Genomic DNA, 23,363 nt, shown 5'->3' with positions numbered 1-23,363 from the left:
TAGATAGATTCAATATTAACGTAATAAACATACTTCATGATTAAGTATCCTTTGTTTTACCGCATGCGTATTGCCGAATATCTAACCTTTACGGCCCGTGTTTACAGTCTGATAACAAATGCTGTTACAGATAGTGTTACTTTTGAGCCTTTCAAAAGCAGAATCGAAAATTCGAAAGGCAGGCTTGAGGAATCGGGCAAGAAAGTGAACACGCAGTTGTTAACTATAAATGTAACCGGATGCGACAGCAGGAGAGATCAGGCAATGATTGCCTTTGCAACTTTTGCCGAGGCATGTTCGAAACGTTTAAATCCTGTTGTTAGCGAAGCGGGCAAAGCAATTCTGAATGAAATAGAAAGTTATGGCAGTGGCATTACCCGCCTCCCGATGTTAGAGGAATCGGCTGTTCTTACTGCTTTGTTTGCAAAAATAAAAAACAGTCCGTTTTTAAGCGGCTGTTTGCAAAACATGCTTGGAGAGCCATGGTTGGAAGAGCTTGAAAAAGCGGAACAGGAATTTACCGAAGCAGTTGAGGCAAGAGGGAATGCGAAACTGGATCGGAACGAGGAGATTCGCAGCGAGATGTGTAAAGAAATCAGAAAAGAGTTTGAGACCTTTTTTAAATATTTGGATGTGATGTGTGATTTAAATACAGATCCTGCTTATTCGAAATTGGTGAAAGAAATAAACATTGTATCGGAAGAAACCAATGCACTTTTACAGCAGCGTGCAGGGCGGTCTGCTAAGGATGTTGTGGAAGAAATCAGCACAGGCGAATAATTTTTCTTGTTGTTTTATGGGTTCGATACCGTTTTGGTATCTGGGGTTAGTACCGGAGGCATTCAATTGTTTCCGGTATTTTTATGCTTTAAATCAGTGGCATAAATACTGTTTTTAATCGTTTGCCCGATTCTCTCCCGATCGGTTTTACCGGCAATACGATGCTTTCCTGATGATTTCCGGTTTTGTTGGTGATGCTGTCGGGCAGCAATTCGGTTGTTTTTGGTGCTGGCATCAAAGCCGATTGCTCAATGATTGTTTGCGAAGGACTAACACATGGTGCAACTGGTGTGCAAACAGGATGCTGTGGCATTGGCTTGCTGGCCGGGTTGTTTAATCGTGCCTCGAACAAGCTTTTTTGTTTTGCGCTTAATTTTGAAATTGTGATTTAGCCCCCTGAATACGGCAGTACCGGATATATTTAACGCTCTTTCGATATGGTGTACCTGCAGCATGACTCACTTTTTTTACCTGTGGCTTATTGCGCTTTTAATCCACTGCAGGTATGCACATTATTTCTACATTCGTGCAATATTAGTGCAACAGGTAAAAGTCTATTGCACGGCCTTTCATTTGATTTATTATTTTTGCACTGATTAAAATCGTGTTGATAATCAGTATTTACTAATGTTTTGATGCTTTAGTATCTGATGTATTTTCCTCTTGGAAAAATTAAAAACAGACAATCGATTGCACAATTCAATTACATTTTATTACTTTGCAGCAGGCAAACAGGTAAAATTGTGCCGGGAATAAATGTCAAAAAAGAGATTGTACTAATTTATAAACACAGATATCATGGGATTGAAATACGAAGAAAGATATGCAACACATCCTGCAGATGCAAAGAGTTACGATACAACCCGATTACGGGATGAGTATTTGGTTCAGAATTTAATGGAAGAAGGAAGCATTCATCTGACCTACTCTCAGTACGACAGGATTATTGTAGGCGGAGCCGTTCCGGTAAAAGAAGCATTGACATTGGAAGCAATCGATCCATTAAAAGCGGACTATTTTTTGGAGAGAAGAGAATTGGGTGTTGTGAATGTTGGCGGAAAAGGCAGCGTACGTGTTGACGGTGCAGTTTATGAGCTGGACTACAAAGAGGCCCTTTATGTTGGAAAAGGCAATAAGGAAATCGTTTTTGCCAGTGCGGATGCTGCTTCACCTGCCCATTTTTATTTAAACTCGGCTCCTGCCCACGAGGTTTTTCCAAATGTAAAAATCGGACACGAAGATGCTATTGTTGTTGAGTTGGGTGAGCCTGAAAATTCAAACCGCAGAACATTGCGCAAATTGATTGTTTCGGATACCATCAAGACCAATCAGCTGCAAATGGGAATGACTGAGCTGCATCCCGGAAGTGTTTGGAACACCATGCCTGCCCATACACACAGCCGAAGAATGGAAGCGTACTTCTATTTTGAAGTTCCCAAAGGACAGGCTATCTGTCATTTTATGGGCGATCCGAAAGAAACCCGTCACATCTGGATGGCCAATGAAGAAGCTGTTTTTTCACCTACCTGGTCGATTCACTCGGCAGCAGGAACAAGTAACTACACATTTATTTGGGGAATGGGCGGCGAAAATCTGAATTACGGCGATATGGATGTTTGTCAGCCGGATGAATTGCGTTAGTATGAATTAGTTTGTTGTGTATCATTGTAAAATATAAGTTATGATTTTGGATTTATTTAAGTTGGACGGCAAGGTTGCTTTGGTAACCGGAGCTACTCATGGTATTGGAATGGCTATCGCAACAGCATTGGCCGAAGCAGGCGCTCAGATTGTAGTAAATGATATTTCGAAAGAAAATCTGGATCGCGGAATCGCCGATTACGCAAAAAAAGGCATTGATTGTAAAGGTTACATTTTCGATGTAACAGATGAGGCCGGAGTAATTGCGGGTGTTGACCAGATAGAGGCAGAAGTCGGACCGATTGGAATTTTGGTAAACAATGCAGGTATTATCATGCGGGTGCCAATGCAGGATATGGAAGTGAAAGATTACCGCAAGGTAATTGATATCGATTTGGTAGGTCCTTTCATCATGGGCAAATATGTTGGACGAAAAATGATTGAACGCCGCGAAGGAAAAATCATCAACATCTGTTCGATGATGAGTGAGCTGGGACGCAACGACGTTTGTGCTTATGCATCGGCAAAAGGCGGTTTAAAAATGCTGACTAAAAACATGGCTACCGAGTGGGCAAAATATGGTATTCAGACCAATGGAATCGGACCTGGATATTTTGCAACCTCACAAACAGCCGCCATCCGCGAAGACGGTCATCCTTTTAACGAGTTCATTATTAGCAGAACACCTGCTGCACGTTGGGGAGATCCTGAAGATTTGGGAGGTACAGCAGTATTCCTTGCATCAAAGGCATCCGATTTTGTAAACGGACATGTGGTTTACGTTGATGGTGGTATTTTGGCAACCATTGGCAAACCTTCGAATGAAGAATAATATAGATAGTAAGTTAGATTAGAAGTTAGCAGTGTGAAAGAATAAGAGTGGGTAATTTGATTGCCGCAGAGTCGTGAATCAAAACCCTTCTTATTTTTTTATTGACAGGAAGAGCAATGCTGTATTCGCAAGAATACTACATTGCTTTTTTTATGCAATTCATATTTGTACCCGGTTACCATCAAAACTCATCTTATAAAATATTGCTTTTTAACTATGTCTGCCTTAAAAATGATGCAAGCGAAACCCGGCTGTCTTTTGCTTTTTTGCCTTGATTCAGTTGGGAATTGGCCCATTCTATTTAAAGGTAGTTTTGAAATTAAATAGGCAGCAGGAACAAAGCTCTGCCTGAAGTGGAAATTTCAGATAGAGCCTTGCTGTGAAAATTATTTCACTTATTTTTTGATTGATTTGCTCCAGGTGTAAAATAAATCTGTCCAGGAGCTCACATGCCCTTTGTTAAAACCAAAAGAAAAGCCGTGGCCTCCGGTCGAGAAGATATGCATTTCTGCAGAAACGCCATTGCTGATTAAGCTTTCGTATATCAACAAGCTGTTTTTTACAGGCACCCCATTGTCATCGGATGCATGAATAAGAAAAGCAGGTGGTGTATCGCCGGTAACCTGTAAGTCGTTGCAGAATTTATTGACTAATTTTTCATTGGGATTTTCCCCCAATAAATTTCGCTTCGATCCTTGATGCGTAATCCCTTCTTTCATGCTGATTACAGGATAGATGAGTGCCATAAAATCGGGACGGGCACTTTCTAAATCAATATCGTCAGCTGCAGGGTACATCAATTCATTATAATGTGTGCCCAGTGTTGAAGCCAGGTGCCCGCCGGCAGAAAAGCCCATTACGCCTATTTCATTTTTATGAATGTTGTACTTTTCAGCATTAAACCGGATTGTTTTTAAAGCTCTCATCGCATCTTGTAAGGGGGCTTTGTAACTTTTGATCACCGACTGAGAGTCCGGCAATCTGTATTTTAGAACAAAGGCCGTAATTCCCTTTGAGTTTAGCCATTTTGCGATGTCGGTACCTTCCGAGTCGTATGCCAGAATTCGATACCCGCCACCAGGGCAAATAAGAACAGCCTGACCGTTTGCATTTTTTTTGGCAGGGGTGAATACTTCTATTGTAGGCGTTTGTACTTTCGAAATCCGAACAACATCTGTTGCATTTATAACTTCTGTTTCATTTGAAACTTTGTGGTTTGGCATCTCATTCGGCCATAGAGGAATAATGTTATTCTGACCAAATATATTGAACGAATACACACTAATAAGTAACAAGAGAAGACCTGTTTTTTTCATGATTTATATTTTATTGATTTTGGAAAATAAATTTACGATTATTCGATGAATTGCCGATGTAATATGATGTTTAAATGGGCAGGTGATTCTATTCTGTGGTAACCAAAAGCAGTTTTAAATCGGTATTGGTTCTGCTTTTTCCTTTCGCCATAAAAACAGCAGTAAAATAGGTCGAATTGTCCAAATAAGATGCAGTGAATTTTTGCAGGGAGTCGGTATTTGTGAAATATTCTACTGTTGAACAGACGCCTATGTCGTGATCCGAAAAGAAAACGAATTGATCGTGATTATTTGGACCATTATATTTAGATACAATTGTATATTCGGATACAAGTCCTTCGGTGAATAAATTAAATGTGGTGTCCTTTATACTTGGGTGTTTCGAGAAATACAGTTTGGAATCTTTAATTTTGTAGTATTGATTTGCTTCATTAAAAAAATGGATAAACAAATTGTTATTTTTAATTGGGCCGGCGTAAATTGTATTTCCATCTTTTAAATCAGCAATGGAAGTTTGGCTTGAAAAATGAATGTTAAAATCAGTATCGTATTTGTCGAACAGAGAAGTAATTTTTTGGCTGGTAATGGCTCCCATACCGGTCATGTACGTGTAATTGGCAGGAGAAAGCTCGTTTTTAAGCTTTGGGTTGTTGTCGCAGAACTGATAAAATTCCTCAATGCTGTTGATTGTATAATCGCGGTTCCATCCAAAGGCACCGGTTGCCGTATTGCCCATAACACCAAAAGCGTCACCAATAATTAGTTTCGGTTTGGTTTCATCCACAACAAAGGAATTCCAGATGGCAGGTGCTTTTTGAGGTATTTTACTAAGGGCAAACAGCAATAAAACAACAAATAGTACTACGTAAGGTATGTATAAGGATAATTTTATTTTTTTAACTGCGCTTTCTTTGTTTTTTTTCATTGAAAACATCAATTGATACTGACCTTTTTCAATGTGCAGTCTGCAGGCATCTTCTTTGCCTTCGTTTTCGTAATACCGGGCAATTTTTTTTCTCAGATTATAAACATTAACCCGCACTCTGGGACTGCTTTTTTCTGTACTCTTTGATTCTCCAAAAAATTCTATTTCAATTAATTTTTCTTTCAGATCGGTTCCTTTTATTGTTTCTTCGAATAGATAGGAAAGTAAGGAACTACTTGTCGGAGCTTTGGAAAATGTTTTACTATTCCTGATTTTCGCAATAATAAGCCGTTTGTTATCTAAAGAGATATTCATTAAAGAAGAATTTTCAGTTTTCGGGTTTGGTTTGTAATGGTTGGTTTTACAATGCTTTAGGTTTAGTGTTAACCGTTATAAGTACCGTTAAAGCAATGTTAAAGATAAACAAAATGCTTGGAATCGTTTCATTTGTAATACTGATTTTTGAAAGCACAAATAATTTAAGTTTTTCAAAGTGGAAGGATGAATGATTTTCAAATTAAAATATAGAATGATGAAAAATAAAGTTTTCGCGGTCATCTGCTTCTTATTTATGTCAACAGTAGTTTTAGGACAACAAAACACATTGACAAATGATGGAGCATGGTGTTGGTTTTCTGCACCTGGAGCAATTTACAAACACAATGGAAAGGCTGAAGTTGTAACTGGTTGGGTCACTTCCGATGGATCGATTGAAGCTGCGACTTTGAATCTGGAAACTAAAACGAGTTACATTCAAACGGTAAGTCCGAAGTTGGATAAAGACGATCATGCCAATCCTTCTTTTATTGAGTTGAACAACAAAGATGTGCTGATGTTTTATACCAAGCATTTCGATCAGGCTGTGCGCATGAATAAATTGCCGGCAAAGAAAGATTCCAAAGATTTTGGTGCAACTTCCTTTAAAGAGGTGTTTAGCGAGGAGCAATTTAAATTGTATCCGCGAAAGTGTGTTACTTATGCAAATCCGATCGCTTTAAAAAAGGAAAAAAACAGGTTGTTTTGTTTTGGCCGGTGGACAGGTTTTAAACCCAACATGATGTGGTCGGATGACAATGGCGAAACTTTTAATCCGGCTCAGGTTTTTATAACGAATCAACCATTTAACGATGACAATCGTCCTTATGTACGGTACTATTCCGATGGAAAATCAAAAATACACATCATATTTACCGATGGACATCCGCGAAAAGAACCAACCAATTCTGTTTATTACGCCTGTTACGAAAAGGGTGCATTCTGGAGAGCTGATGGAACAAAAATTTGTGATTTAAATCAGATTCCTTTTGAGCCTAAAGAAGCAACAGTGGTGTATAAGGCAACTGAAAAATCGGGGAGAGCATGGGTGTATGATATTTCTGCTGACAAAAAAGGGAACCCGGTAATTTTATATGCACGCTATCCGAAAGAAACCGAACATTTGTATCATTACGCTCAATATATAAAAGGGGAATGGATCGATAATGAGATTTGTAATTCGGGGAAATGGTTTCCTCAAACACCCGAAGGAAAAACGGAACGGGAACCGCATTATTCTGCGGGTTTAACTTTTCATCCATTAAAGCCTAATACAATTTATTTATCGAGAAATGTGAAGGGAGTTTTTGAAATTGAGAAAAGAGTGACTTCAGATTTTGGTAAAACATGGGAAGTAACTCCAATTACGCAGCATTCAAAATATGACAATGTTCGTCCTATTGTTCCTAAAAACATGAAAAAAGGCGATAAAACAGTTGTGTTGTGGATGGAAAACGAGAAGTACATTCATTACACAAATTTTAAAAGCAGAATTAAATATTTTCTGGATTAGAAATCATTAAACGATACAATAATGAGAATCACAAAATTTATATCAGTATTAGTTATTTGCCTGTTGTTTGGTGCGGGTAATTTATTTGCACAAGGCAATTTTATTACGAATGTTAATGGTCGCACCCATCAAAGCCTGAACGGCAAGTGGAAGTATATTTTGGATCAGTATGAAACCGGGCAGATCGGTTTTAGTCCTTTGTATAAAAACAGTAAAGCAAAATCGAAGAGCGATAGGGTAGAGTACAGTTTTGATGACGCACAAACTTTATGGGTTCCCGGTTCCTGGAATTCGCAAAAAGAAGAGTTGTATTATTACGAAGGAAGCATTTGGTTCCGAAAAACCTTCGATTACCAGCCCAAGCATAAAAACTCCAGAATATTTATATATGTGGGGGCTGCAAACTATAAAACTACTTTTTCATTTAATGGGAAAAAATTGGGTGTGCACGAAGGTGGATTTACTCCATTTAGTTTTGAGGTAACCGATTTACTAAAAAAGCAGGATAATTTTTTGATTTTAGGAGTTAGTAACCGACGAGAGAAGGATTATATTCCGGCCATGGTAACCGATTGGTACAATCATGGAGGAATTACCCGCAATGTGAAAATTGTAGAGGTCCCTCAAACCTATATTGATGATTACACACTGGTTTTACAAAAGGAGTCGTTGAATAAAAAAACGCGTGTGGTAAAAGGTTCTGTTCAGCTTGCCGGCAGCAATTATCCTGACAAGGCAAAAGTTGAAATTAAGGAATTGGGAGTTGCTGCTGAAGTTTCCATAAACAAAGAGGGAAGAGGTGAGTTTGCATTTAGCTCAAAAAAGATGAGCTTGTGGTCGCCCGAAAATCCTAAGCTTTACGATGTAAAACTGATTGCGGGAGAAGATGAGCTTACTGATAGAATTGGTTTTAGAACTTTAGAGACAGAGGGAAAAGAAATCCTGTTAAATGGGAAGCCGGTTTTTCTTCGCGGCGTTTCCATTCATGATGAAAATCCGGTTCGAAGAGACAGAGCGCATTCAATGGATGATGCAAAGTTGTTGTTGGGTTGGGCAAAGGAAATGGGTTGTAATTTTGCCCGCCTGGCACATTACCCGCATCAGGAAAATATTGTTCGTTTGGCCGATGAAATGGGAATTTTACTTTGGGAAGAATTGCCGTTGTATTGGGGAATCGACTGGAAGAGTGAAGAGGTTTTGGAAAAGGCGAAAATTCAGTATGGAGAGCTAATCAGAAGAGATAAAAACAGAGCGTCCTCTATAATTTGGTCTATTGCAAATGAAACTGTGCCCGGCGATGCGCGAAATCACTTTTTAAGAGAAGTAGCTTCACATGTACGTTCGTTGGACAGTACCCGTTTGTTGAGTGCTGCCTGCAAAAAAGATGGTTGGGAAGATGGACTGGCCGGTGATAATTACAAAGTGAGTGATCCGATTGCCGAAGTTTTTGATATTGTAAGTTTTAATGAATATCAGGGATGGTACGGCGGATCTCCTGAAACCTGCCGGAACAAACGTTTCACAATAGAATACAATAAACCGGTAATTATTAGTGAGTTTGGCGGAGGTGCTTTGGAAGGATTTCATGCCGATAAGGAAACGCGTTGGAGTGAAGAATATCAGGAGTATATGTATCAGGAGAATTTGTCCATGTTCGATAAAATTGAAGGTGTAGTTGGATTAACACCATGGATTTTGGTCGACTTTATGACACCGCTTCGTCAATTGCCCGATGTGCAGGATGGCTGGAACCGAAAAGGATTGGTTTCGGAGTCGGGAGCCAAGAAAAAAGCTTTCTATATTATGCAGAACTATTACAAAAAGAAAAAAGAGGAGTATAAATAGCCTGATGTTTATGTCAATCAGGATGAAATGAACAGTGATTAATCTTTTGAATAAACAAGAAGCCCAATTCCCATGAGTTGGGCTTTGTTTTATAAAAAACGATATTGAGCAATAGACTGCATTAGCAATTTAAAATCAATTAAATTTCAGATATTTTTTTTAATATGAGTTTTGATGTTAATTTGGTATTCGCTTATTTTTACAAGTGAAACAACCCTTTAAGCATCATTTTTATGAACAAACGAATTCTCCTGATACAAGTTTTGCTTGTTTCACTCTTGCTTTTTTCATGCAAAAAGCCAACACCTAAAGATTTAGCAAAAGAAAATTTAATTCCTCAGCCTGCCAGTCTTGTTGCAACAGGCAGTTCTTTCGATTGGACTGCAAAAACAAAAATTTATGTGCAGGAAAATCAGGAGGGCAGTCAACAAGTGGCAAATTATTTGGCAAAGCTGATTGCTCCGTCAACGGGATTTACTCCTGAAGTGAAAAGAGTAACAAATCCGGCCGATAAAAAAGGAATTGTTCTGATTCTGTCGGATGATACTATTTCCGGTGATGAAGCGTACACATTAAAGATTACTGAAAGAAGAGTTGTTCTGGAAGCGCATCAGCCAGCGGGATTGTTTCGGGGAGTGCAAACCATCAGACAACTGCTCCCGGCAAAAATAGAATTGGATAGTGTTCAAACGGGGCCTTGGGAACTGGCCAGCGGTATCATTCAGGATGCACCAAATTATCAGTACCGCGGGGCAATGCTGGATGTGGCACGTCACTTTTTCGGAGTGGAAGATGTGAAGCGGTTTATTGATTTGATTGCGGCTTACAAAATGAATGTGCTGCACCTGCACCTTACAGATGATCAGGGCTGGAGAATTGAAATCAAGTCGTGGCCCAATTTAACAACTCATGGTGGAAGCACACAGGTAGGTGGCGAAAAAGGTGGGTTTTACACTCAGGATCAGTACCTCGAAATTGTAAACTATGCGCAGGAAAGATTCATAACTGTTATTCCTGAGATTGATATGCCCGGTCATACCAATGCTGCTTTGGCTTCATATGCCCAGTTAAATGCCAACAACAAAGTTACCGGATTGTATACCGGCACCAATGTTGGTTTTAGTACGCTGGCCACAGATAAGGAGATTACCTATAAATTTATAGATGATGTGATTGGCGAATTGGCAGCCCTTACACCAGGTGAATACATTCACATTGGTGGCGATGAGTCGAATGCAACCAAAAAGAAAGATTACATCAGCTTTGTAAATCGGGTGCAGAAGATTGTAAGCAGGCACAAGAAAAAAATGATTGGTTGGGCCGATGTGGCCGCAGCCGAATTGGAAGAAAACTCTCTGGCTCAATTTTGGCAAACCAAGCCTGATAATGCGATAAAGGCCGTAAATCAAAATGTGAAAATCATTATGTCGCCTGCCAACCGTGCCTACCTCGACATGCAATATGATTCCATTTGTCCGTTGGGCTTGCATTGGGCGGGTTATGTTGATGTGAAAAAGGCTTACGATTGGAGTATTGAAAACTTTGTGGAAGGCATCAGTAAAGAAAATATTGTGGGAATTGAAGCACCATTATGGGGAGAAACAATTGAGACAATGGATGACATTGAATACCTTGTTTTTCCGCGATTGCCGGGTTATGCCGAATTAGGATGGTCGAAAAATGCAGACAAAAGCTGGGACGAGTATAGAATCCGTTTGGGAAATCAGAAAGAACGTTTCGGGTACATGAATATTAACTATTATCAATCGCCTTTAATTCCTTGGGTTGATCAAGGAAGAGAAAAAATAATTAGTGTTTCTGTAAAATAGGAAACCTTAGTCAAATTATTCCGTAAATAGCTTCACTGCTAACACTTTAAATAAAAGCATGATGTATACAAACTTATCTGAAATACAGAAACAATATTTTTATAATTTGTGTGGTGAAACCTGTCAATCATTAAAAACAAAGGGGCGCTTTAAAACAAGCAAGCCTTATAACAATGAGTATTATAAATTCTCTCCCTGGGGATTTGAATATTTTTTTGATGTTGAAAAAGGTTATCTAATATGTATATTGTCGCATCATATGATTGATAACAGAATTTATGGCTGGGATTACCAAGGGAATGAATTATCAGATTATATTATTTATAAATATTTTAAAAAGAATAAAGTAGCTTAAGAAATAAATATCTGTGTAAACAGATAAGACAATTGTAATGGTTTACCCGACTCCTTAAAAGAGTCGGGTTTTTTTATGCGAATGCATGTCTTTTTATCCTGCTTGAAAAGCAGCTGTAAATTTTGCGATATAAATGTTTTGTTAGCTAGTTTGAGTTTTGTAGATTCGGGGAGTAAATATAATAAGTGGTCATTATCGCCTGATATAGGTCGGTAAACACACCTTTTTATAATTATGAAATAAATACCATTGCGTTTATATTAGCCTAACCAAATAAAATCAAAATGTCAGGGCCTAATAAACTTCTAAATAGAGTTTTGGAATATGCAAAAACACAGAATAAGCAAGGACGTTTCATAATTGGCAAAACGAAACAAATAACGAAATGAATGCTTTTTTGATAGCAATAGGTATTGGTCTTACAGCTGGTTTGATCGACATTACTCCAATGATAATTCAGAGACTTGATAAGCGGGATATCATCTCAGCTTTTGTACACTATTTCGCACTTGGATTAATTATTCCATTTGTGAATTGGGGATTGACTGCGTGGATGACAGGAATGATTATCGCTTTACTGACCGCCATACCGGTAATGATTGTTGTTTATCCAAAAGACAAAAAAGCAATTGTTCCAATGATACTGTTTTCGTTGCTATTGGGTGCGGGAATCGGAATTGCCGGAGTAAAATTTATTGGGTAGAAGGTGGCGGGATTATTCATAAAATAGAAAACGCATCCACACTATAAGTTTCAGGAATATCAAAAAAATACAACAAAAAGCGAATAATTAAATCGACTATAAATTTATTTTAATGACCTGTATTTATCGACTATTAATTTTCAGTTTAGTACTGATTCCAAATCTTACCAAAGCACAATCAAATATCGAACTTTTTAATCAAAAGGATTTATCGGGATGGTATGCCTATGAACCGGAATCGGGAAAACATGAAAATGCCCTAGAGCTCTTCGCTGTCGATCAGCAGATGATTCGTTTGTATGGTAACAAGGCAGGCTACCTAATGTCTGAGCAATCATTTGATAATTTTCAATTATGCGTAGAATTCCGGTGGAATACCGATTCAACATTCGTAAGAAAAAGCAACAAAAAAAACAGCGGAATTACTTATTTGGTTCCAAAAGAAAGCCGCGATACCTTGTGGCCTAAGGGAGTGCAGTTTCAGGTAAAAGAAGGTGCGACAGGAGATTTTATTTTTCTTCAGAATGTTACACTACGAATTAATGGAGTGCAAACAGAACCTGGACGAAGTGTGGTTGCCAAACGTTTTACAGATGCAAGCAATGCAATTGGAGAATGGAATACTGCAGTTATTACAGTAGTAAATGGTAAAATTAAACAGGAGCTGAATGGTAAACTGGTAAACGAGGGAGTCGAATCTTCGGTTTCGAAAGGTCGTATTTTATTGCAATATGAAGGTTATCCGATTGATTTTCGTAAGGTGCAGATTAAGAAATTATAATGGCTTCAATTAGGCCTATTTGTACCGGTAGATTGTTTTGATATGGTGATGAGTAAAAAAATATTCAGGAAGTATAATTAAATTAGAATGACATGCATTATTTGAAATGTAACAATTGCGGACACTTAAACGAGCTTAAATCGGAATACATGACTTTTTGTACAAAGTGCAGCAAAAAGCTCGGGAACAATTACTCTGATTGGAAAGTTCGTAATTCAGATCAATCATTTGAAGAATACAAACAAGCCGTGTGCACTACCGAATCCATCGATTTATCAAAGGAATCACCAAAAGTAAAAAATAAGAAAGGTCTTAAATATTGGATCGCATTTGCTGTAGCATTTGCAATTTTTTATGCCATTGGACAAATTGGAGGTGAAAGTTTAGCCGGATTATTTCGGAAAACAACATTCGATAAGGCATTAATTGAGACTGCAAGCGAACTTAATGAATCGTGCCCGATTATGATCGATAATGCCACCAGACTTGACAATGCAATTGCATTGCCCGACAATGTTTTTCAATACAATTACACACTTATTGGTATGAGTAAGGATTCCGTAAACATTGAAGAATTAAAAAGTTACTTGGAGCCGACCATTACCAATTACGTGAAAACGAATCCCGACATGCAGAGCATGAGAGATAATAAAGTACAAATGAAGTATTATTATAAGGACAAGTCGGGAGTTTATTTATTTACCATTTCGGTAAAACCAGAACAATACGAATAATAATAAATACGGGTTTTAATACAGCAGTTTCTTAATTTGTATAGTTCTGTTGGTGAAATAAAATGAAGGGTTTGCTTCTGCGGCAATAGCTTATCAGCTAATGCAAATAGGAGTGCAGGCTGTACTGAAATTATTTAAAAAGTAATTGTTGCAAAAACATTTTAAATCAAGCAATGAAAGTCGTTTCCACAAATATTGGCGAAAGCTTGGAAATAAATTATCACGGAAAAATTGAAAAAACCGGCATGTATAAATATGCAGTTGATCAGGCAATTTTTCTTGGTAAAGATGATGTTGTCAGGGATGCAGTAATCGACAGAAGGTATCATGGAGGTGCAGATAAAGCCTGTTACTGGTATTCGGAAAAGCATTATGAATTTTGGAAAAAGAAATTTCCGAATTTGGATTGGGATTTTGGAATGTTTGGTGAAAATTTAACCATTTCTGACCTGGATGAAGGAGCTATTAAAATTGGTGATGTTTTTCAAGTAGGAAATGCCAGGGTTCAGGTTAGCCAGCCCCGGCAACCGTGTTACAAACTAAATTATCGTTTCAATTGTGACAGTATGGTTCGCCAATTTATAGATGCTGGTTTTCCGGGTGTATATATTCGTGTACTTATGGAAGGAGAAGTAGGGAAAGGAGATGAGTTAATTTTGTTGGAAAGGCGGGAGGAAAGCTTATCGATAAGAGAAGTGTACAATCTGTTGTATGAATCTTCCAAAGATCAATTGAAACTTGAGAAGGCATTGTCTGATCCGGCACTGGCCACAAGTTGTAAAAGAGATTTGAATAAATAAGAAAGGACAGCCACTGCTGTCCTTTTGTATATTAATTTCCTAATATTATTTTTCGAATTAAGGCTTCATGATCAGTAGCGCTTACATCCATATTAAATCCTATTTTATAAATCAAGCCATTGTACCAGGTGTAATATTGCGATGAGCCGGTCGATTCTTTGTCCATAAGTTTGTCATCATCAATATATTTGTAATAGTCAAACATTCTAGGCCAGCTTCCTGATGCAGGTTTGTAATACATGGGATGAGTTCCTTCCAAAACTAATTTTTCATACCCCATAATGTTTTCTTCCATTGCTAATGTGGCCTCTTCATCAGCGAAGGGATCTTCGGGGTATTGCGTAATCGAGATGATAAAGAAATCTTTAAAATTGGTTTGATAGCCAGTTGTGTTCTCCAAATAAGAAAATTGAATTTGAAACACCAATTTGTTGAAGGCATTCCACGAAGTAACAATATTAGCTTCTTGCTGAGCAACAGCAAATGGCAAATCACTTTGCGATATCAGATTTATTTTGTCCCTCATAACTGAAGGAATACTTGATATAGCTTCCGAAAAGCTCACCGGAGCATAATAGTCTACTTTTTCGCGGAATTCTAATAATTCAAAATCATAGTTGTAGGTATGTTGTCTTCCATCTACTTCATTTAAACTTTCCAGTAATGCTTGGTTTTCATCAATATAACCGGAATGCTCGTTGTCTTTTGCACATGAAAAACTTCCAATAATGAAAAGTATAATGAAATAATAATGACGTCTCATAATGATGTAATTAGGTAAATTGATAGTAACAATACAAACATACGTAAAAATTGATTTTATGTTCTGTCATGTTTAAAATTAAATAAACAAATCAAGATTTTTTCACCTGACTTACTCAAGTTTCGTATGCTCTCTAAAACACACTCATACGGACAAATGGTTTGGTTAATGTTCTCACTATCAGCAATTACAAGTGTTATGATTACATCAGATCTAGGTTTTGATTTAATGCCGGTAACAGTAATAACATCAGGTGCATAGCCTTATATTTTCTCCATATTGGTAAATTTTATTGTCACGTACCTTATGAGAGTTAATGAATTTTTATGTTTTAAGGTTTTTTGTTGGTGGAGTTATGGGTAAACCTCCAAGGCTTCACAAACTGTTTTGTAGGCTCGTGGGTAAACCTCCAAGCTCAAATAAGGACTTTTCGGAGTCATGGGTAAACCTCCAAGGCTTCACAAACTGTTTTGTGGGCTCGTGGGTAAACCTCCAAGCTCAAACAAAGACAGTTTGGAGTCATGGGTAAACCTCCAAGACATTCTATTGTTTTAGGCTATTTGAGCATAAATAACCATGTAGTTTATAAATCATTTGTTTCTCCTGGTTTTAAAATATTAACTCTCATGCGAAACTTGAGTTATACCGATTTAATATCAAAATGGAACTACTACATTTGCCAGCTCCCATGCAGTTAAAAACACCAATTGGGATACTCTGTTTACAGCCTGAAAATCAATTTTTTCGGCCGTATCGCTTGCTTTGTGGTAGTCGGCATGTAATCCATTAAAATAAAAAACAGCAGGAATGCCATGCTTCACAAATGATGCTTGATCCGAAGCCTGATACAGAAAATTATCAGGTGTATCATATTTGTAATCAAGACGTAATTTTGTACTGATCTTATTTATGCTATCGGATATGACTTTCAATTTGGGTTTGAGATGATTGGTTCCCAAAAGATAAATATAATCTGTGGTATCATTTAATTCATCGTGTCGGCCCAGCATATCCAAATTTAAATTTCCAACGATATTTGATAAGGGAAACGGTGGGTTGTCTACAAAATATTTCGATCCGCACAAACCTTTTTCTTCTCCTGTAAATGCAATAAAAAGGATGCTGCGTTTTGTTTTATGGCCATTATCATTGGCTTCTTGAAATTTTCTTGCAATTTCGATGATTGCGGCAGTTCCTGATGCATTATCATTCGCTCCATTGAATATTTCACCATCTTTTTTTCCAATATGATCGTAATGGGCTGAGATAACTAATATTTCCTTATTTTTATTGGTTCCCGGTAAAAAAGCCAGCACATTTTCAGTATTTACTTCCTTGTATTTCAGGTCGAAATTAAAAGTGAATTTACAGATTTTCTGTTCTGTTTTATTCATTTGGTTTGTCTCTAAAATCTGTTTTAATCTTTTGGGTTTTATTTGGAGAAGTGCACAGGCAACCGGATTTGAGATTGCACCCTGATAGGTGCGCATTCTGTTTTTATATTTGGTAAAGGCTTTGGCAGAGCCGATGGAATCAAAAGGATTGAAATTGTTATTCATCTCTGATTTTAAATTCATTCCTCTCGCGGATATTGTTTTCCCTTTTTCAATTAGTTCCTTGTATTGACTGTTCTTATTGGGATTGCAAAACAGTACCAATTTGGCTTTGGAAGTCTGCGCAATATCATTCGATTTTATAGCCGCGGCGTAAAGATTGGTGCTTAAGAATAGAACAGCCTTGTTGGAAAAATTTTTGTTTATATAACTTGTGTCCGGAGCAGTTCCCAAAAAAACCAGATCCATATTATCTTTTGAATAATTAGTGAATCCTGATATCAGAATGTCCTCGTAATTTTTAAATACTTTATCAAAGGTCTGAATTTCAGCATTAGCTTGCTCCTTTTTGTAGATGGGGAAATTCTGAAAATATCCCGAACGGTCTTTGTTTCCATTAGGATTGTTTACACCTGCATTTATGAATTGCTGACAGATGTATTGGGCGGCAAGCTTTTGTCCTTTACTTCCAGTGTCTCTTCCTTCCATATTATCAGAGGATAGTATTACAATATCGTTTTGTATTTTATTGGTCGATAGTGATTTGGAATAGTGCAGGGCGATACTGTCTTGTGCACTTGAATGAAAAAAATTACTTACAGATATAAAAAGGATAATGATGGTCGATCGCATGAGAAATACTTTAATTATGAAATAGGGAAATTAAATTACTAAAATTTGTTTTTCGATTCGCATTTGGCTTTTATTTATTTGCTGTTTAAGTAAGGGATTAGAAGGCATTTTTATTTCTCATTTTTAGCTCTAATGTCGTAACTTTAACTAAATAAGGAATTTGAATCATGAAAACCTTCAGCCTTGTTATACTATTGATTGTTTCATTAGGAAGATATAGTGAAGTTGCTAATTGGCAAGAGATGGAATTTGGGAAACTTCGGGTAAACATGGTCATCGAACAGATAATTAATAGAGGTGTGACTGATGCACTTGTTATTGGCGCGATGGAAAAAGTGGAAAGGCATTTGTTTGTTCCGGCAAACTTAAGGAGTTTCGCATATCAGGATCGTCCATTGCCTATTGGGGAAGGACAAACCATTTCACAGCCTTATATTGTTGCTTATATGAGTCAGCTGCTCGATTTGAGTTCGAAAAGCCGTGTTTTGGAAATTGGAACCGGATCCGGATATCAAGCGGCTATATTGGGAGAGATCTGTTCTGAAGTATACTCCATAGAAATTATTGAATCCTTACAGAAAAGAGCCTCTTTTGTTCTGGATTCTTTAAAATATGAAAATGTAAAGACCTTTTGTGGAGATGGATATCAGGGTTTGGCAGACAAAGCTCCATTTGATGGAATTATTGTGACTTGTTCACCTACAGCAATCCCCAAGGCTTTAATTGCCCAACTGGCAGAAGGGGGCAGATTGGTAATTCCTGTAGGGAAAAAGAATGTTAAGAAGTTGGTTCTTTTAAAAAAAGAAAATGGGAAAATAAGCAAACGGATTGATTTACCTGTTCGATTTGTTCCCATGGTCAATGAAAAAGGAAAATCCTATTAAGCTTATTTTTTCTTTTTATAGACCCCTTCAAACTGAATACTCCAAATTTTACCTTCGTCGATTGTTGATTCCCAAACCTGTTTTACATCACCATTTGGCATAACTATCCAGCTAATTCGATGAAGAGATTGAGCTTCTCCCATATTGGAGTCAGTGCCGCTTAGTAGTACCATTTTCCCATTTTCAAAATTTCCTTTCAATAGCAGATTGTTTCCATTTTTATCAATCCAGATTTGCTGCCATTTATTAATTTTTTCATTGTAAAAGCTATAGCTTGTACCTGTAAAACTTTCTTTTTCCGAGACCCAGTTTTCTTGCAGCAGGTTGCCATTTTGCTGTAAACTAATTGTGTTGTGACCTACAAGTTCATCATTGGTGAACACATCCCATTCTCCCAACCAAAAATCGAATAAGCGATTTGGAGAAATAGTATTTTTTGTATTTGTATTTTGCGAAAAGGAGGTTAAATGTGAAAGAATAAAAATGAAAAAAAATAAGCGTTTCATGAGGCAATTTTTGAAAGTGAAACAAATAATAAAGTCAAAAATTTATTTGGGATTTATTCTTCAAGATAAGTTAAACATCGTTCCAGTCTGCTTTTTAGTTCGTGTGCAAAAGGTTGTAATGCTTCATTTTCAATTACATTAAAAGCCGCTGTTGGATCCATAATTGAAATGTCAACATGACCATTATCTTGTTCAATAACAGTTACATTACAAGGCATCATTATGCCAATTTGATCTTCTACCTGAAACGCTTTGTAAGCAAATGATGGATTACAGGCACCTAGAATCCGGTATTTTTTGAAATTAACATCCAATTTTTCTTTTAAAGTAGCTTTCACATCAATATCGGTTAATATGCCAAACCCTTCGGTTTGAAGCGCTCTGGTCACACGGTCAATGGCATCATCAAATTTAAAATTCGTACTTCGGCGGATAAAATAGCTCATCGTTTTATTTATTTAGGTGTAAATTAATAGCACTACATAATTTTAAGGTAACAATTAAGTTATGAAAAAATGCTTAAACAGTGAAAAAATAAAAATGATGACTAGATGTTCTGGTTGTATTTTGATTTGTTATACTTTCTTCTTGGCGAGAGTTCGCAGGCTTTAATTAAAAACCAAATTAAGAGTGAGAAGGCGAGAATCCTTAAATATCCCAACACTGGCTCATATTCTATTCCTAACGGACCTGGTACATAACGGGTAAGCATAATTATACTAAGAGGGATAAAAATAAGCATCAATACAATAAGAAGTATTGCTGCTTCCTTATGAACTCTTCTGATCAAAAGACCAACACCACTAACAATTAGAACAAATCCTAAAATTGTAATTATTTCGTAAGTTGAGTTGGAAATAGCCGCGAATATATGCTCAAAAAGATTTGGAATAAGTATGTGCATTGCCCCTATAGTAATGAAGCCAATTCCATAAGAAAAACGCAAATGATCATTTTTAGAAAATTTCATGAGGTATTTACTGAAGCGGGAGGTGATCCGCACCAAAATGTATAAAATTAATATGACGAGTAAAAAAAGCATCGGCTGATTATTTATAAATGCATGGTTTTCAGTTAATATACGAATTTGATGTTTGGCTTGCAAGTGCCTGAGTATAAAACTTTATGGTGTTAAACGCAAAAGACCACATTATGAAAATGTGGTCTTTTTATAGTCAATCTGGAATTATTTGTCTTATTAACTTTTGGACTTAGTGGTAATTAGTACGGCACCATTTTTAGCTTCTTCACCGTATTTTTCAATTGCATGTACACCTTTTAGCACATCAATACTTTCAATATCATTAGGATTTATTTCTTCAACTTTTTCTGCTGATGTTATTTTCCCATCAACAACATAAATTGGAGGATTTTTTATTGAATCCAACTTCATTTTTACAGCATGCTTCTTATTCGCTTTGCTGGTCATTTCAACGACTCCATTTTTACCTTTCTTTCCGTATTTTTCAAGTGCGGGTTCACCTTTTAGTACTGTAATACTTTCAATACTGTCAGGATTGATTTTTTCTGATTCTTTTTTTGAAAGTTTTTTTCCATCAATGATATATATGGCATTATCAATTTTGATGGGATCTTTAAATTCGGAACCTTTGGAATTGATTTCAATAGCTCCGTATTGAGCACTTTCTCCATATTTCATTACTGCATCTTTGCCTTTTAATACGTTCATACTCTCAATATCGTCAGGATTAATTCTTGAGACAGCTTCTACGGGAGTTTTTATTCCATCAAGAATGTATAATGGGGGATTCCCGGTATTTCCAAATTTAAGCTTAGCAGAGGAATTATTTTTTTGATTATTTGATTTACAGGTGATCACAATAACTCCATTTTTAGCTTCTTCACCATACAATGCTTTTGACGCTTCATCTTTTAGAACACTTATGGAAGCAATATCGTCTGGAGACATTTGATCCATTTGGTCACTAGTAATTTTTTCACCATCTAAAATGATAAGCGGTTGTTTATTTGCATTTTCGGGTGAAATAGAACGTAACATAGTTCCACTTTGCATTGGTATTCTATAACCTCTTCTAATATTAGTTATGGGTGTTGTCAAATCTTGATGAAATACTCTTGTAACTAATTCAGGAGAGTTGTAGTTAAGAGAACTTGTTGGATTATTTTTTATAAATTCCTCTAAGTCCTTCCGATATTCATCAGAATTAACTCTCTTTAATTCTTCCTGAATTCTTGTCTTGCTTTCTTTAATTTGTTGATTTATTTTTTCCTGAAATTCAGGAGACTCAATTTTTTTCAGTTGTTGTTGAATGTTCACACGTTGTTCTTTCAATTGGTTTTCAAATTCTCCCGACTCGAATTTCACCTTCTTTTGTTCCAAAGATTCCTTCGCGCTTTCAAGCTGTTTTTCAAGTTGATTTTGAAATTCCTTTGAATTCAATTGTTCAAGAGTTTCGCTTAACTTGGTTCTAATTTTTTCTTTTTCCTTTTCATCCAATTGAGAATTCTCCTCAATTTCTTTCAAATGATTTTCAAGTTCTTTTTTCTGTAATTCTTGTTGTTTGGCGTAATTACCATCAGACAATTCTTTTAACTGTTTGTCGATTTCAATTTGCTGTTCTTTCATTTCATTTTGGAACTCAACGGAATTAAAATCAAGATCTTTTAATCCCTGCTGAAGCTCTTTACGCATTTGGTCAACATCAAGGTCAATTTTTATGTCCTTCATTTCTCTTTCTGCCGACCTCATTGCTTCCAACTGCTCTTTTATGATCTCATCGGCCTTCATTTTCACCCATTTGTCTGATTTTACAGAATCTTTTGGGAAACTAAATTCAGGAGTTTCAAAAGAACTGAAAGGCATTTCTACAGTTGGAGGTAGTAGAGGCATAGTTGGCATAACAGGTATCGAAGGCATTTCCGATAGTTCCATTTCTTCTACCTCAGTTACTTCTTCAAGCTCAATCTCAGTTGCAGCTGTGTCTGTTTGTTTTATTGCCTCTTTTTTCTTCTTTTTCTGATCATTTTTTGAGCTTGCATTCATCAAATCAAGAGGAAGTGCTTCTTTGTGAAAGGACTTCTCAGGTTGATCCGAAGTTTTGTCAAGGATGTTGATTTTCGAAAATAATGCTTTTTGAGAATCAGTATTCCCTGAAATAGCAAAATTCGAAATTAGGAACAAGCCTGCGAATAAGAGCGTGAACACACCACTAAGCATGAATCGTTCACTCCTTGGATTGGTTGAAGCTTTAGGTCTAAGAATACGTTTAATTCGATTCAAAACTTTTCCCTTTTTACCAGAGAATCCTAAAACCATTTCGTACTGTTTTTTTCTGATTGCTTCCATATTATTTAATGCTTTAATTAGAGTTAAGGATTCACCACAAACCTTAACCGCCAGATCGTCACAAATGTGCTCTCTTTCGGCATTTACCACAGAAGATAGCCACCAAACTACAGGATGATAAAAGAATATTAGTTCAATAATTCCTTGAATGAATTGCAGCAAGTAATCGTGTCGACGAATATGTGCCAATTCATGTGCTATGATAATTTCCAATTGATTTTCGGGAATTCCACTTAGCATGGAAACCGGAATTAGAACAATTGGCTTAAAATATCCAATTACAGAAGGGATCTCGAGCAGGCCCGATTCCTTAAACAGAATGTTTTGTTTGAGATTGTATTTTGTCACCAAGCTATCAGCAATTGCCTTAAAGTTGGTGCGTAAAGGATAGGTTAAGTGCTTTTTTAATTTAAGGGTGTGAATGTATTTTAAGATGAGATTAATGGAAAGGAAGAGCATTCCAATCATCCAGATTTGAATCAAATAAGGAAATGAGTTTTCCAATTGAATTTGTAATTGCTTCCACAATTTGGCAAAGAATGTTTCATCTTGCGGAATGATGCCTGAAGTTTGCAGTTGAACCTTAAAATCAGACAAATAAATGCTGGTGCTTGATGGGATGTATCGGTAAAATGTAATTGCTGATGCAGCACAAATTAGAATGAGCCCCAAGCCTGATAGGGTATAGCGAAATTTTGCATTGTCTTTTGAGATAAATCGGAATATCAACCAAATAATCCCCCCAATTACTGCAGCTTGCCAAACAGAATGAATTAAAGTCCAGCCAATAGCGTGACTCAATTCGTAAAAATCGAAATTATTTATCAGTTTCATTTTGAGCCGGGTTTTCGATGTTATCAATTAATTTTTTAATTTCATTCAGTTCCTTTGTTGAGCATTTTTGATTGCCTAAAGCTTGCAGAACCATTCCAGAAGTGGATCCACCAAATAAAGTGGATATGAATTTATCGATTAACTGATTTTTAGTTTCTTTTTCTTCTACAACAGCCTTGTAAATATGAGTTCTTGAATTCATATCACGTTCAAGGATTCCTTTCTCAGTCATTATTTGCATTACCTTAAGCGTTGTAGTATAACCTACATTTCTTTCCGATTTCAATTTGTCATTTACAAATCGAACATTCGATGGACCGTAGGTCCAAAGGACTTGTAGAATTTCCAATTCTGCTTCGGTTGGCTTAATCTTCTGTGGCATATTATTGTGGTGATTTCCGTTATACGATTAATTTCGTAGATAAAGATATACGAAACTTGTCGTATTACAAAATTTTAATACGATATATTTCGTAGATGAATAGGTTTTGGT

Annotated in this window: 23 protein-coding genes; 13 read left to right on the top strand and 10 right to left on the bottom strand. The window is 36.7% G+C overall.

From position 1 onward, the window contains the following. Positions 1-36 precede the first annotated feature (36 nt). The gene (locus ACKU4N_RS13155) at positions 37-780 is read left to right on the top strand and encodes a DUF6261 family protein (RefSeq protein WP_321316926.1); all 744 of its coding nucleotides are present in this window, start codon (positions 37-39) and stop codon (positions 778-780) included. A gap of 88 nt (positions 781-868) precedes the next feature. Here the strand turns inward: ACKU4N_RS13155 and ACKU4N_RS13150 are convergent, their stop codons facing one another. Further along, a complete protein-coding gene (locus ACKU4N_RS13150) occupies positions 869-1,132 on the bottom strand; it encodes a hypothetical protein (protein ID WP_321316924.1) in 264 nt (87 codons plus the stop codon). Positions 1,133-1,578: 446 nt separating this feature from the next. Here ACKU4N_RS13150 and kduI point away from each other — a divergent pair, with 446 nt between their 5' ends. Together kduI and ACKU4N_RS13140 are read left to right on the top strand one after the other, a co-directional pair. Continuing rightward, entirely contained in the window at positions 1,579-2,421 is an 843-nt protein-coding gene (kduI, locus tag ACKU4N_RS13145; RefSeq protein ID WP_321316923.1) for a 5-dehydro-4-deoxy-D-glucuronate isomerase, read from the top strand. Positions 2,422-2,461: 40 nt separating this feature from the next. Continuing rightward, positions 2,462-3,253, top strand: a complete 792-nt coding sequence (locus ACKU4N_RS13140; RefSeq protein WP_321316921.1) for a gluconate 5-dehydrogenase — start codon at positions 2,462-2,464, stop codon at positions 3,251-3,253. A 395-nt stretch (positions 3,254-3,648) separates the two neighbouring features. Here the strand turns inward: ACKU4N_RS13140 and ACKU4N_RS13135 are convergent, their stop codons facing one another. Both ACKU4N_RS13135 and ACKU4N_RS13130 read right to left on the bottom strand, forming a co-directional pair. Next, positions 3,649-4,569 carry an alpha/beta hydrolase gene (locus tag ACKU4N_RS13135; RefSeq protein WP_321316919.1) on the bottom strand — a complete coding sequence of 307 codons (921 nt, stop codon included), beginning with the start codon at positions 4,567-4,569 and terminating at the stop codon, positions 3,649-3,651. 88 nt (positions 4,570-4,657) lie between these two features. Continuing rightward, positions 4,658-5,809, bottom strand: coding sequence for a hypothetical protein (locus ACKU4N_RS13130; RefSeq protein WP_321316917.1), 1,152 nt, complete (start codon positions 5,807-5,809; stop codon positions 4,658-4,660). Positions 5,810-6,023: 214 nt separating this feature from the next. On the opposite strand from ACKU4N_RS13130, the gene ACKU4N_RS13125 reads away from it, so the two are divergent. The 8 genes from ACKU4N_RS13125 (at position 6,024) to ACKU4N_RS13090 (ending at position 14,369) form a co-directional block, all read left to right on the top strand. Then, the gene (locus ACKU4N_RS13125; RefSeq protein ID WP_321316914.1) at positions 6,024-7,322 is read left to right on the top strand and encodes a BNR-4 repeat-containing protein; all 1,299 of its coding nucleotides are present in this window, start codon (positions 6,024-6,026) and stop codon (positions 7,320-7,322) included. A 21-nt stretch (positions 7,323-7,343) separates the two neighbouring features. Continuing rightward, on the top strand, positions 7,344-9,167 hold the full coding sequence (locus ACKU4N_RS13120; protein WP_321316912.1) for a glycoside hydrolase family 2 protein: 1,824 nt from the start codon (positions 7,344-7,346) through the stop codon (positions 9,165-9,167). 233 nt (positions 9,168-9,400) lie between these two features. Beyond that, on the top strand, positions 9,401-10,996 hold the full coding sequence (locus ACKU4N_RS13115; protein ID WP_321316910.1) for a beta-N-acetylhexosaminidase: 1,596 nt from the start codon (positions 9,401-9,403) through the stop codon (positions 10,994-10,996). Positions 10,997-11,054: 58 nt separating this feature from the next. After that, on the top strand, positions 11,055-11,351 hold the full coding sequence (locus ACKU4N_RS13110) for a hypothetical protein (protein WP_321316908.1): 297 nt from the start codon (positions 11,055-11,057) through the stop codon (positions 11,349-11,351). A 385-nt stretch (positions 11,352-11,736) separates the two neighbouring features. Continuing rightward, the gene (locus ACKU4N_RS13105; RefSeq protein ID WP_321316906.1) at positions 11,737-12,054 is read left to right on the top strand and encodes a hypothetical protein; all 318 of its coding nucleotides are present in this window, start codon (positions 11,737-11,739) and stop codon (positions 12,052-12,054) included. 112 nt (positions 12,055-12,166) lie between these two features. After that, a complete protein-coding gene (locus tag ACKU4N_RS13100; protein ID WP_321316904.1) occupies positions 12,167-12,835 on the top strand; it encodes a 3-keto-disaccharide hydrolase in 669 nt (222 codons plus the stop codon). A 92-nt stretch (positions 12,836-12,927) separates the two neighbouring features. Continuing rightward, on the top strand, positions 12,928-13,569 hold the full coding sequence (locus tag ACKU4N_RS13095; RefSeq protein ID WP_321316902.1) for a DUF8479 domain-containing protein: 642 nt from the start codon (positions 12,928-12,930) through the stop codon (positions 13,567-13,569). A 173-nt stretch (positions 13,570-13,742) separates the two neighbouring features. Continuing rightward, a complete protein-coding gene (locus ACKU4N_RS13090; protein ID WP_321316900.1) occupies positions 13,743-14,369 on the top strand; it encodes an MOSC domain-containing protein in 627 nt (208 codons plus the stop codon). A 31-nt stretch (positions 14,370-14,400) separates the two neighbouring features. On the opposite strand, the gene ACKU4N_RS13085 is transcribed toward ACKU4N_RS13090, so the two are convergent. Further along, entirely contained in the window at positions 14,401-15,132 is a 732-nt protein-coding gene (locus ACKU4N_RS13085) for a hypothetical protein (protein ID WP_321316898.1), read from the bottom strand. 126 nt (positions 15,133-15,258) lie between these two features. On the opposite strand from ACKU4N_RS13085, the gene ACKU4N_RS13080 reads away from it, so the two are divergent. Continuing rightward, positions 15,259-15,393, top strand: a complete 135-nt coding sequence (locus tag ACKU4N_RS13080; RefSeq protein WP_321316896.1) for a hypothetical protein — start codon at positions 15,259-15,261, stop codon at positions 15,391-15,393. A 395-nt stretch (positions 15,394-15,788) separates the two neighbouring features. Here the strand turns inward: ACKU4N_RS13080 and ACKU4N_RS13075 are convergent, their stop codons facing one another. Continuing rightward, positions 15,789-17,318, bottom strand: coding sequence for a M28 family metallopeptidase (locus ACKU4N_RS13075; protein WP_321316894.1), 1,530 nt, complete (start codon positions 17,316-17,318; stop codon positions 15,789-15,791). Positions 17,319-17,485: 167 nt separating this feature from the next. Here ACKU4N_RS13075 and ACKU4N_RS13070 point away from each other — a divergent pair, with 167 nt between their 5' ends. Further along, positions 17,486-18,202 (top strand): protein-L-isoaspartate(D-aspartate) O-methyltransferase, encoded by a 717-nt coding sequence (locus tag ACKU4N_RS13070; protein WP_321316892.1) that lies wholly within the window; start codon positions 17,486-17,488, stop codon positions 18,200-18,202. A 2-nt stretch (positions 18,203-18,204) separates the two neighbouring features. Here ACKU4N_RS13070 and ACKU4N_RS13065 read toward each other — a convergent pair whose 3' ends face one another. The 5 genes from ACKU4N_RS13065 to ACKU4N_RS13045 form a co-directional block, all read right to left on the bottom strand. Beyond that, positions 18,205-18,708 carry a hypothetical protein gene (locus ACKU4N_RS13065; protein WP_321316890.1) on the bottom strand — a complete coding sequence of 168 codons (504 nt, stop codon included), beginning with the start codon at positions 18,706-18,708 and terminating at the stop codon, positions 18,205-18,207. 53 nt (positions 18,709-18,761) lie between these two features. Next, positions 18,762-19,154: a DUF302 domain-containing protein gene (locus ACKU4N_RS13060; RefSeq protein WP_321316888.1), complete on the bottom strand. Its 393-nt coding sequence runs from the start codon at positions 19,152-19,154 to the stop codon at positions 18,762-18,764. Positions 19,155-19,255: 101 nt separating this feature from the next. Then, positions 19,256-19,678 (bottom strand): DoxX-related protein, encoded by a 423-nt coding sequence (locus ACKU4N_RS13055; RefSeq protein ID WP_321316887.1) that lies wholly within the window; start codon positions 19,676-19,678, stop codon positions 19,256-19,258. Between the two features lie 228 nt (positions 19,679-19,906). Continuing rightward, entirely contained in the window at positions 19,907-22,870 is a 2,964-nt protein-coding gene (locus ACKU4N_RS13050) for a TonB-dependent receptor plug domain-containing protein (protein ID WP_321316884.1), read from the bottom strand. Then, a complete protein-coding gene (locus tag ACKU4N_RS13045; protein WP_321316881.1) occupies positions 22,854-23,252 on the bottom strand; it encodes a BlaI/MecI/CopY family transcriptional regulator in 399 nt (132 codons plus the stop codon). The genes ACKU4N_RS13050 and ACKU4N_RS13045 overlap by 17 nt, the downstream gene beginning before the upstream one ends. Positions 23,253-23,363: the final 111 nt, after the last annotated feature.

The sequence above is a fragment of the Labilibaculum sp. genome (genome assembly GCF_963664555.1).
In the GTDB taxonomy this organism is placed as follows: domain Bacteria; phylum Bacteroidota; class Bacteroidia; order Bacteroidales; family Marinifilaceae; genus Labilibaculum.
This window is presented reverse-complemented; position numbering and strand designations above follow the sequence as displayed.

Bases quoted from the DNA above. Each gene is read 5' to 3' on its own strand.
- ACKU4N_RS13155 (WP_321316926.1), top strand. From the start codon at position 37: ATGATTAAGTATCCTTTGTTTTACCGCATGCGTATTGCCGAATATCTA.
- kduI (WP_321316923.1), top strand. From the start codon at position 1,579: ATGGGATTGAAATACGAAGAAAGATATGCAACACATCCTGCAGATGCA.
- ACKU4N_RS13140 (WP_321316921.1), top strand. From the start codon at position 2,462: ATGATTTTGGATTTATTTAAGTTGGACGGCAAGGTTGCTTTGGTAACC.
- ACKU4N_RS13135 (WP_321316919.1), bottom strand. From the start codon at position 4,569: ATGAAAAAAACAGGTCTTCTCTTGTTACTTATTAGTGTGTATTCGTTC.
- ACKU4N_RS13130 (WP_321316917.1), bottom strand. From the start codon at position 5,809: ATGAATATCTCTTTAGATAACAAACGGCTTATTATTGCGAAAATCAGG.
- ACKU4N_RS13125 (WP_321316914.1), top strand. From the start codon at position 6,024: ATGATGAAAAATAAAGTTTTCGCGGTCATCTGCTTCTTATTTATGTCA.
- ACKU4N_RS13120 (WP_321316912.1), top strand. From the start codon at position 7,344: ATGAGAATCACAAAATTTATATCAGTATTAGTTATTTGCCTGTTGTTT.
- ACKU4N_RS13115 (WP_321316910.1), top strand. From the start codon at position 9,401: ATGAACAAACGAATTCTCCTGATACAAGTTTTGCTTGTTTCACTCTTG.
- ACKU4N_RS13110 (WP_321316908.1), top strand. From the start codon at position 11,055: ATGATGTATACAAACTTATCTGAAATACAGAAACAATATTTTTATAAT.
- ACKU4N_RS13105 (WP_321316906.1), top strand. From the start codon at position 11,737: ATGAATGCTTTTTTGATAGCAATAGGTATTGGTCTTACAGCTGGTTTG.
- ACKU4N_RS13100 (WP_321316904.1), top strand. From the start codon at position 12,167: ATGACCTGTATTTATCGACTATTAATTTTCAGTTTAGTACTGATTCCA.
- ACKU4N_RS13095 (WP_321316902.1), top strand. From the start codon at position 12,928: ATGCATTATTTGAAATGTAACAATTGCGGACACTTAAACGAGCTTAAA.
- ACKU4N_RS13090 (WP_321316900.1), top strand. From the start codon at position 13,743: ATGAAAGTCGTTTCCACAAATATTGGCGAAAGCTTGGAAATAAATTAT.
- ACKU4N_RS13085 (WP_321316898.1), bottom strand. From the start codon at position 15,132: ATGAGACGTCATTATTATTTCATTATACTTTTCATTATTGGAAGTTTT.
- ACKU4N_RS13080 (WP_321316896.1), top strand. From the start codon at position 15,259: ATGCTCTCTAAAACACACTCATACGGACAAATGGTTTGGTTAATGTTC.
- ACKU4N_RS13075 (WP_321316894.1), bottom strand. From the start codon at position 17,318: ATGCGATCGACCATCATTATCCTTTTTATATCTGTAAGTAATTTTTTT.
- ACKU4N_RS13070 (WP_321316892.1), top strand. From the start codon at position 17,486: ATGAAAACCTTCAGCCTTGTTATACTATTGATTGTTTCATTAGGAAGA.
- ACKU4N_RS13065 (WP_321316890.1), bottom strand. From the start codon at position 18,708: ATGAAACGCTTATTTTTTTTCATTTTTATTCTTTCACATTTAACCTCC.
- ACKU4N_RS13060 (WP_321316888.1), bottom strand. From the start codon at position 19,154: ATGAGCTATTTTATCCGCCGAAGTACGAATTTTAAATTTGATGATGCC.
- ACKU4N_RS13055 (WP_321316887.1), bottom strand. From the start codon at position 19,678: ATGAAATTTTCTAAAAATGATCATTTGCGTTTTTCTTATGGAATTGGC.
- ACKU4N_RS13050 (WP_321316884.1), bottom strand. From the start codon at position 22,870: ATGAAACTGATAAATAATTTCGATTTTTACGAATTGAGTCACGCTATT.
- ACKU4N_RS13045 (WP_321316881.1), bottom strand. From the start codon at position 23,252: ATGCCACAGAAGATTAAGCCAACCGAAGCAGAATTGGAAATTCTACAA.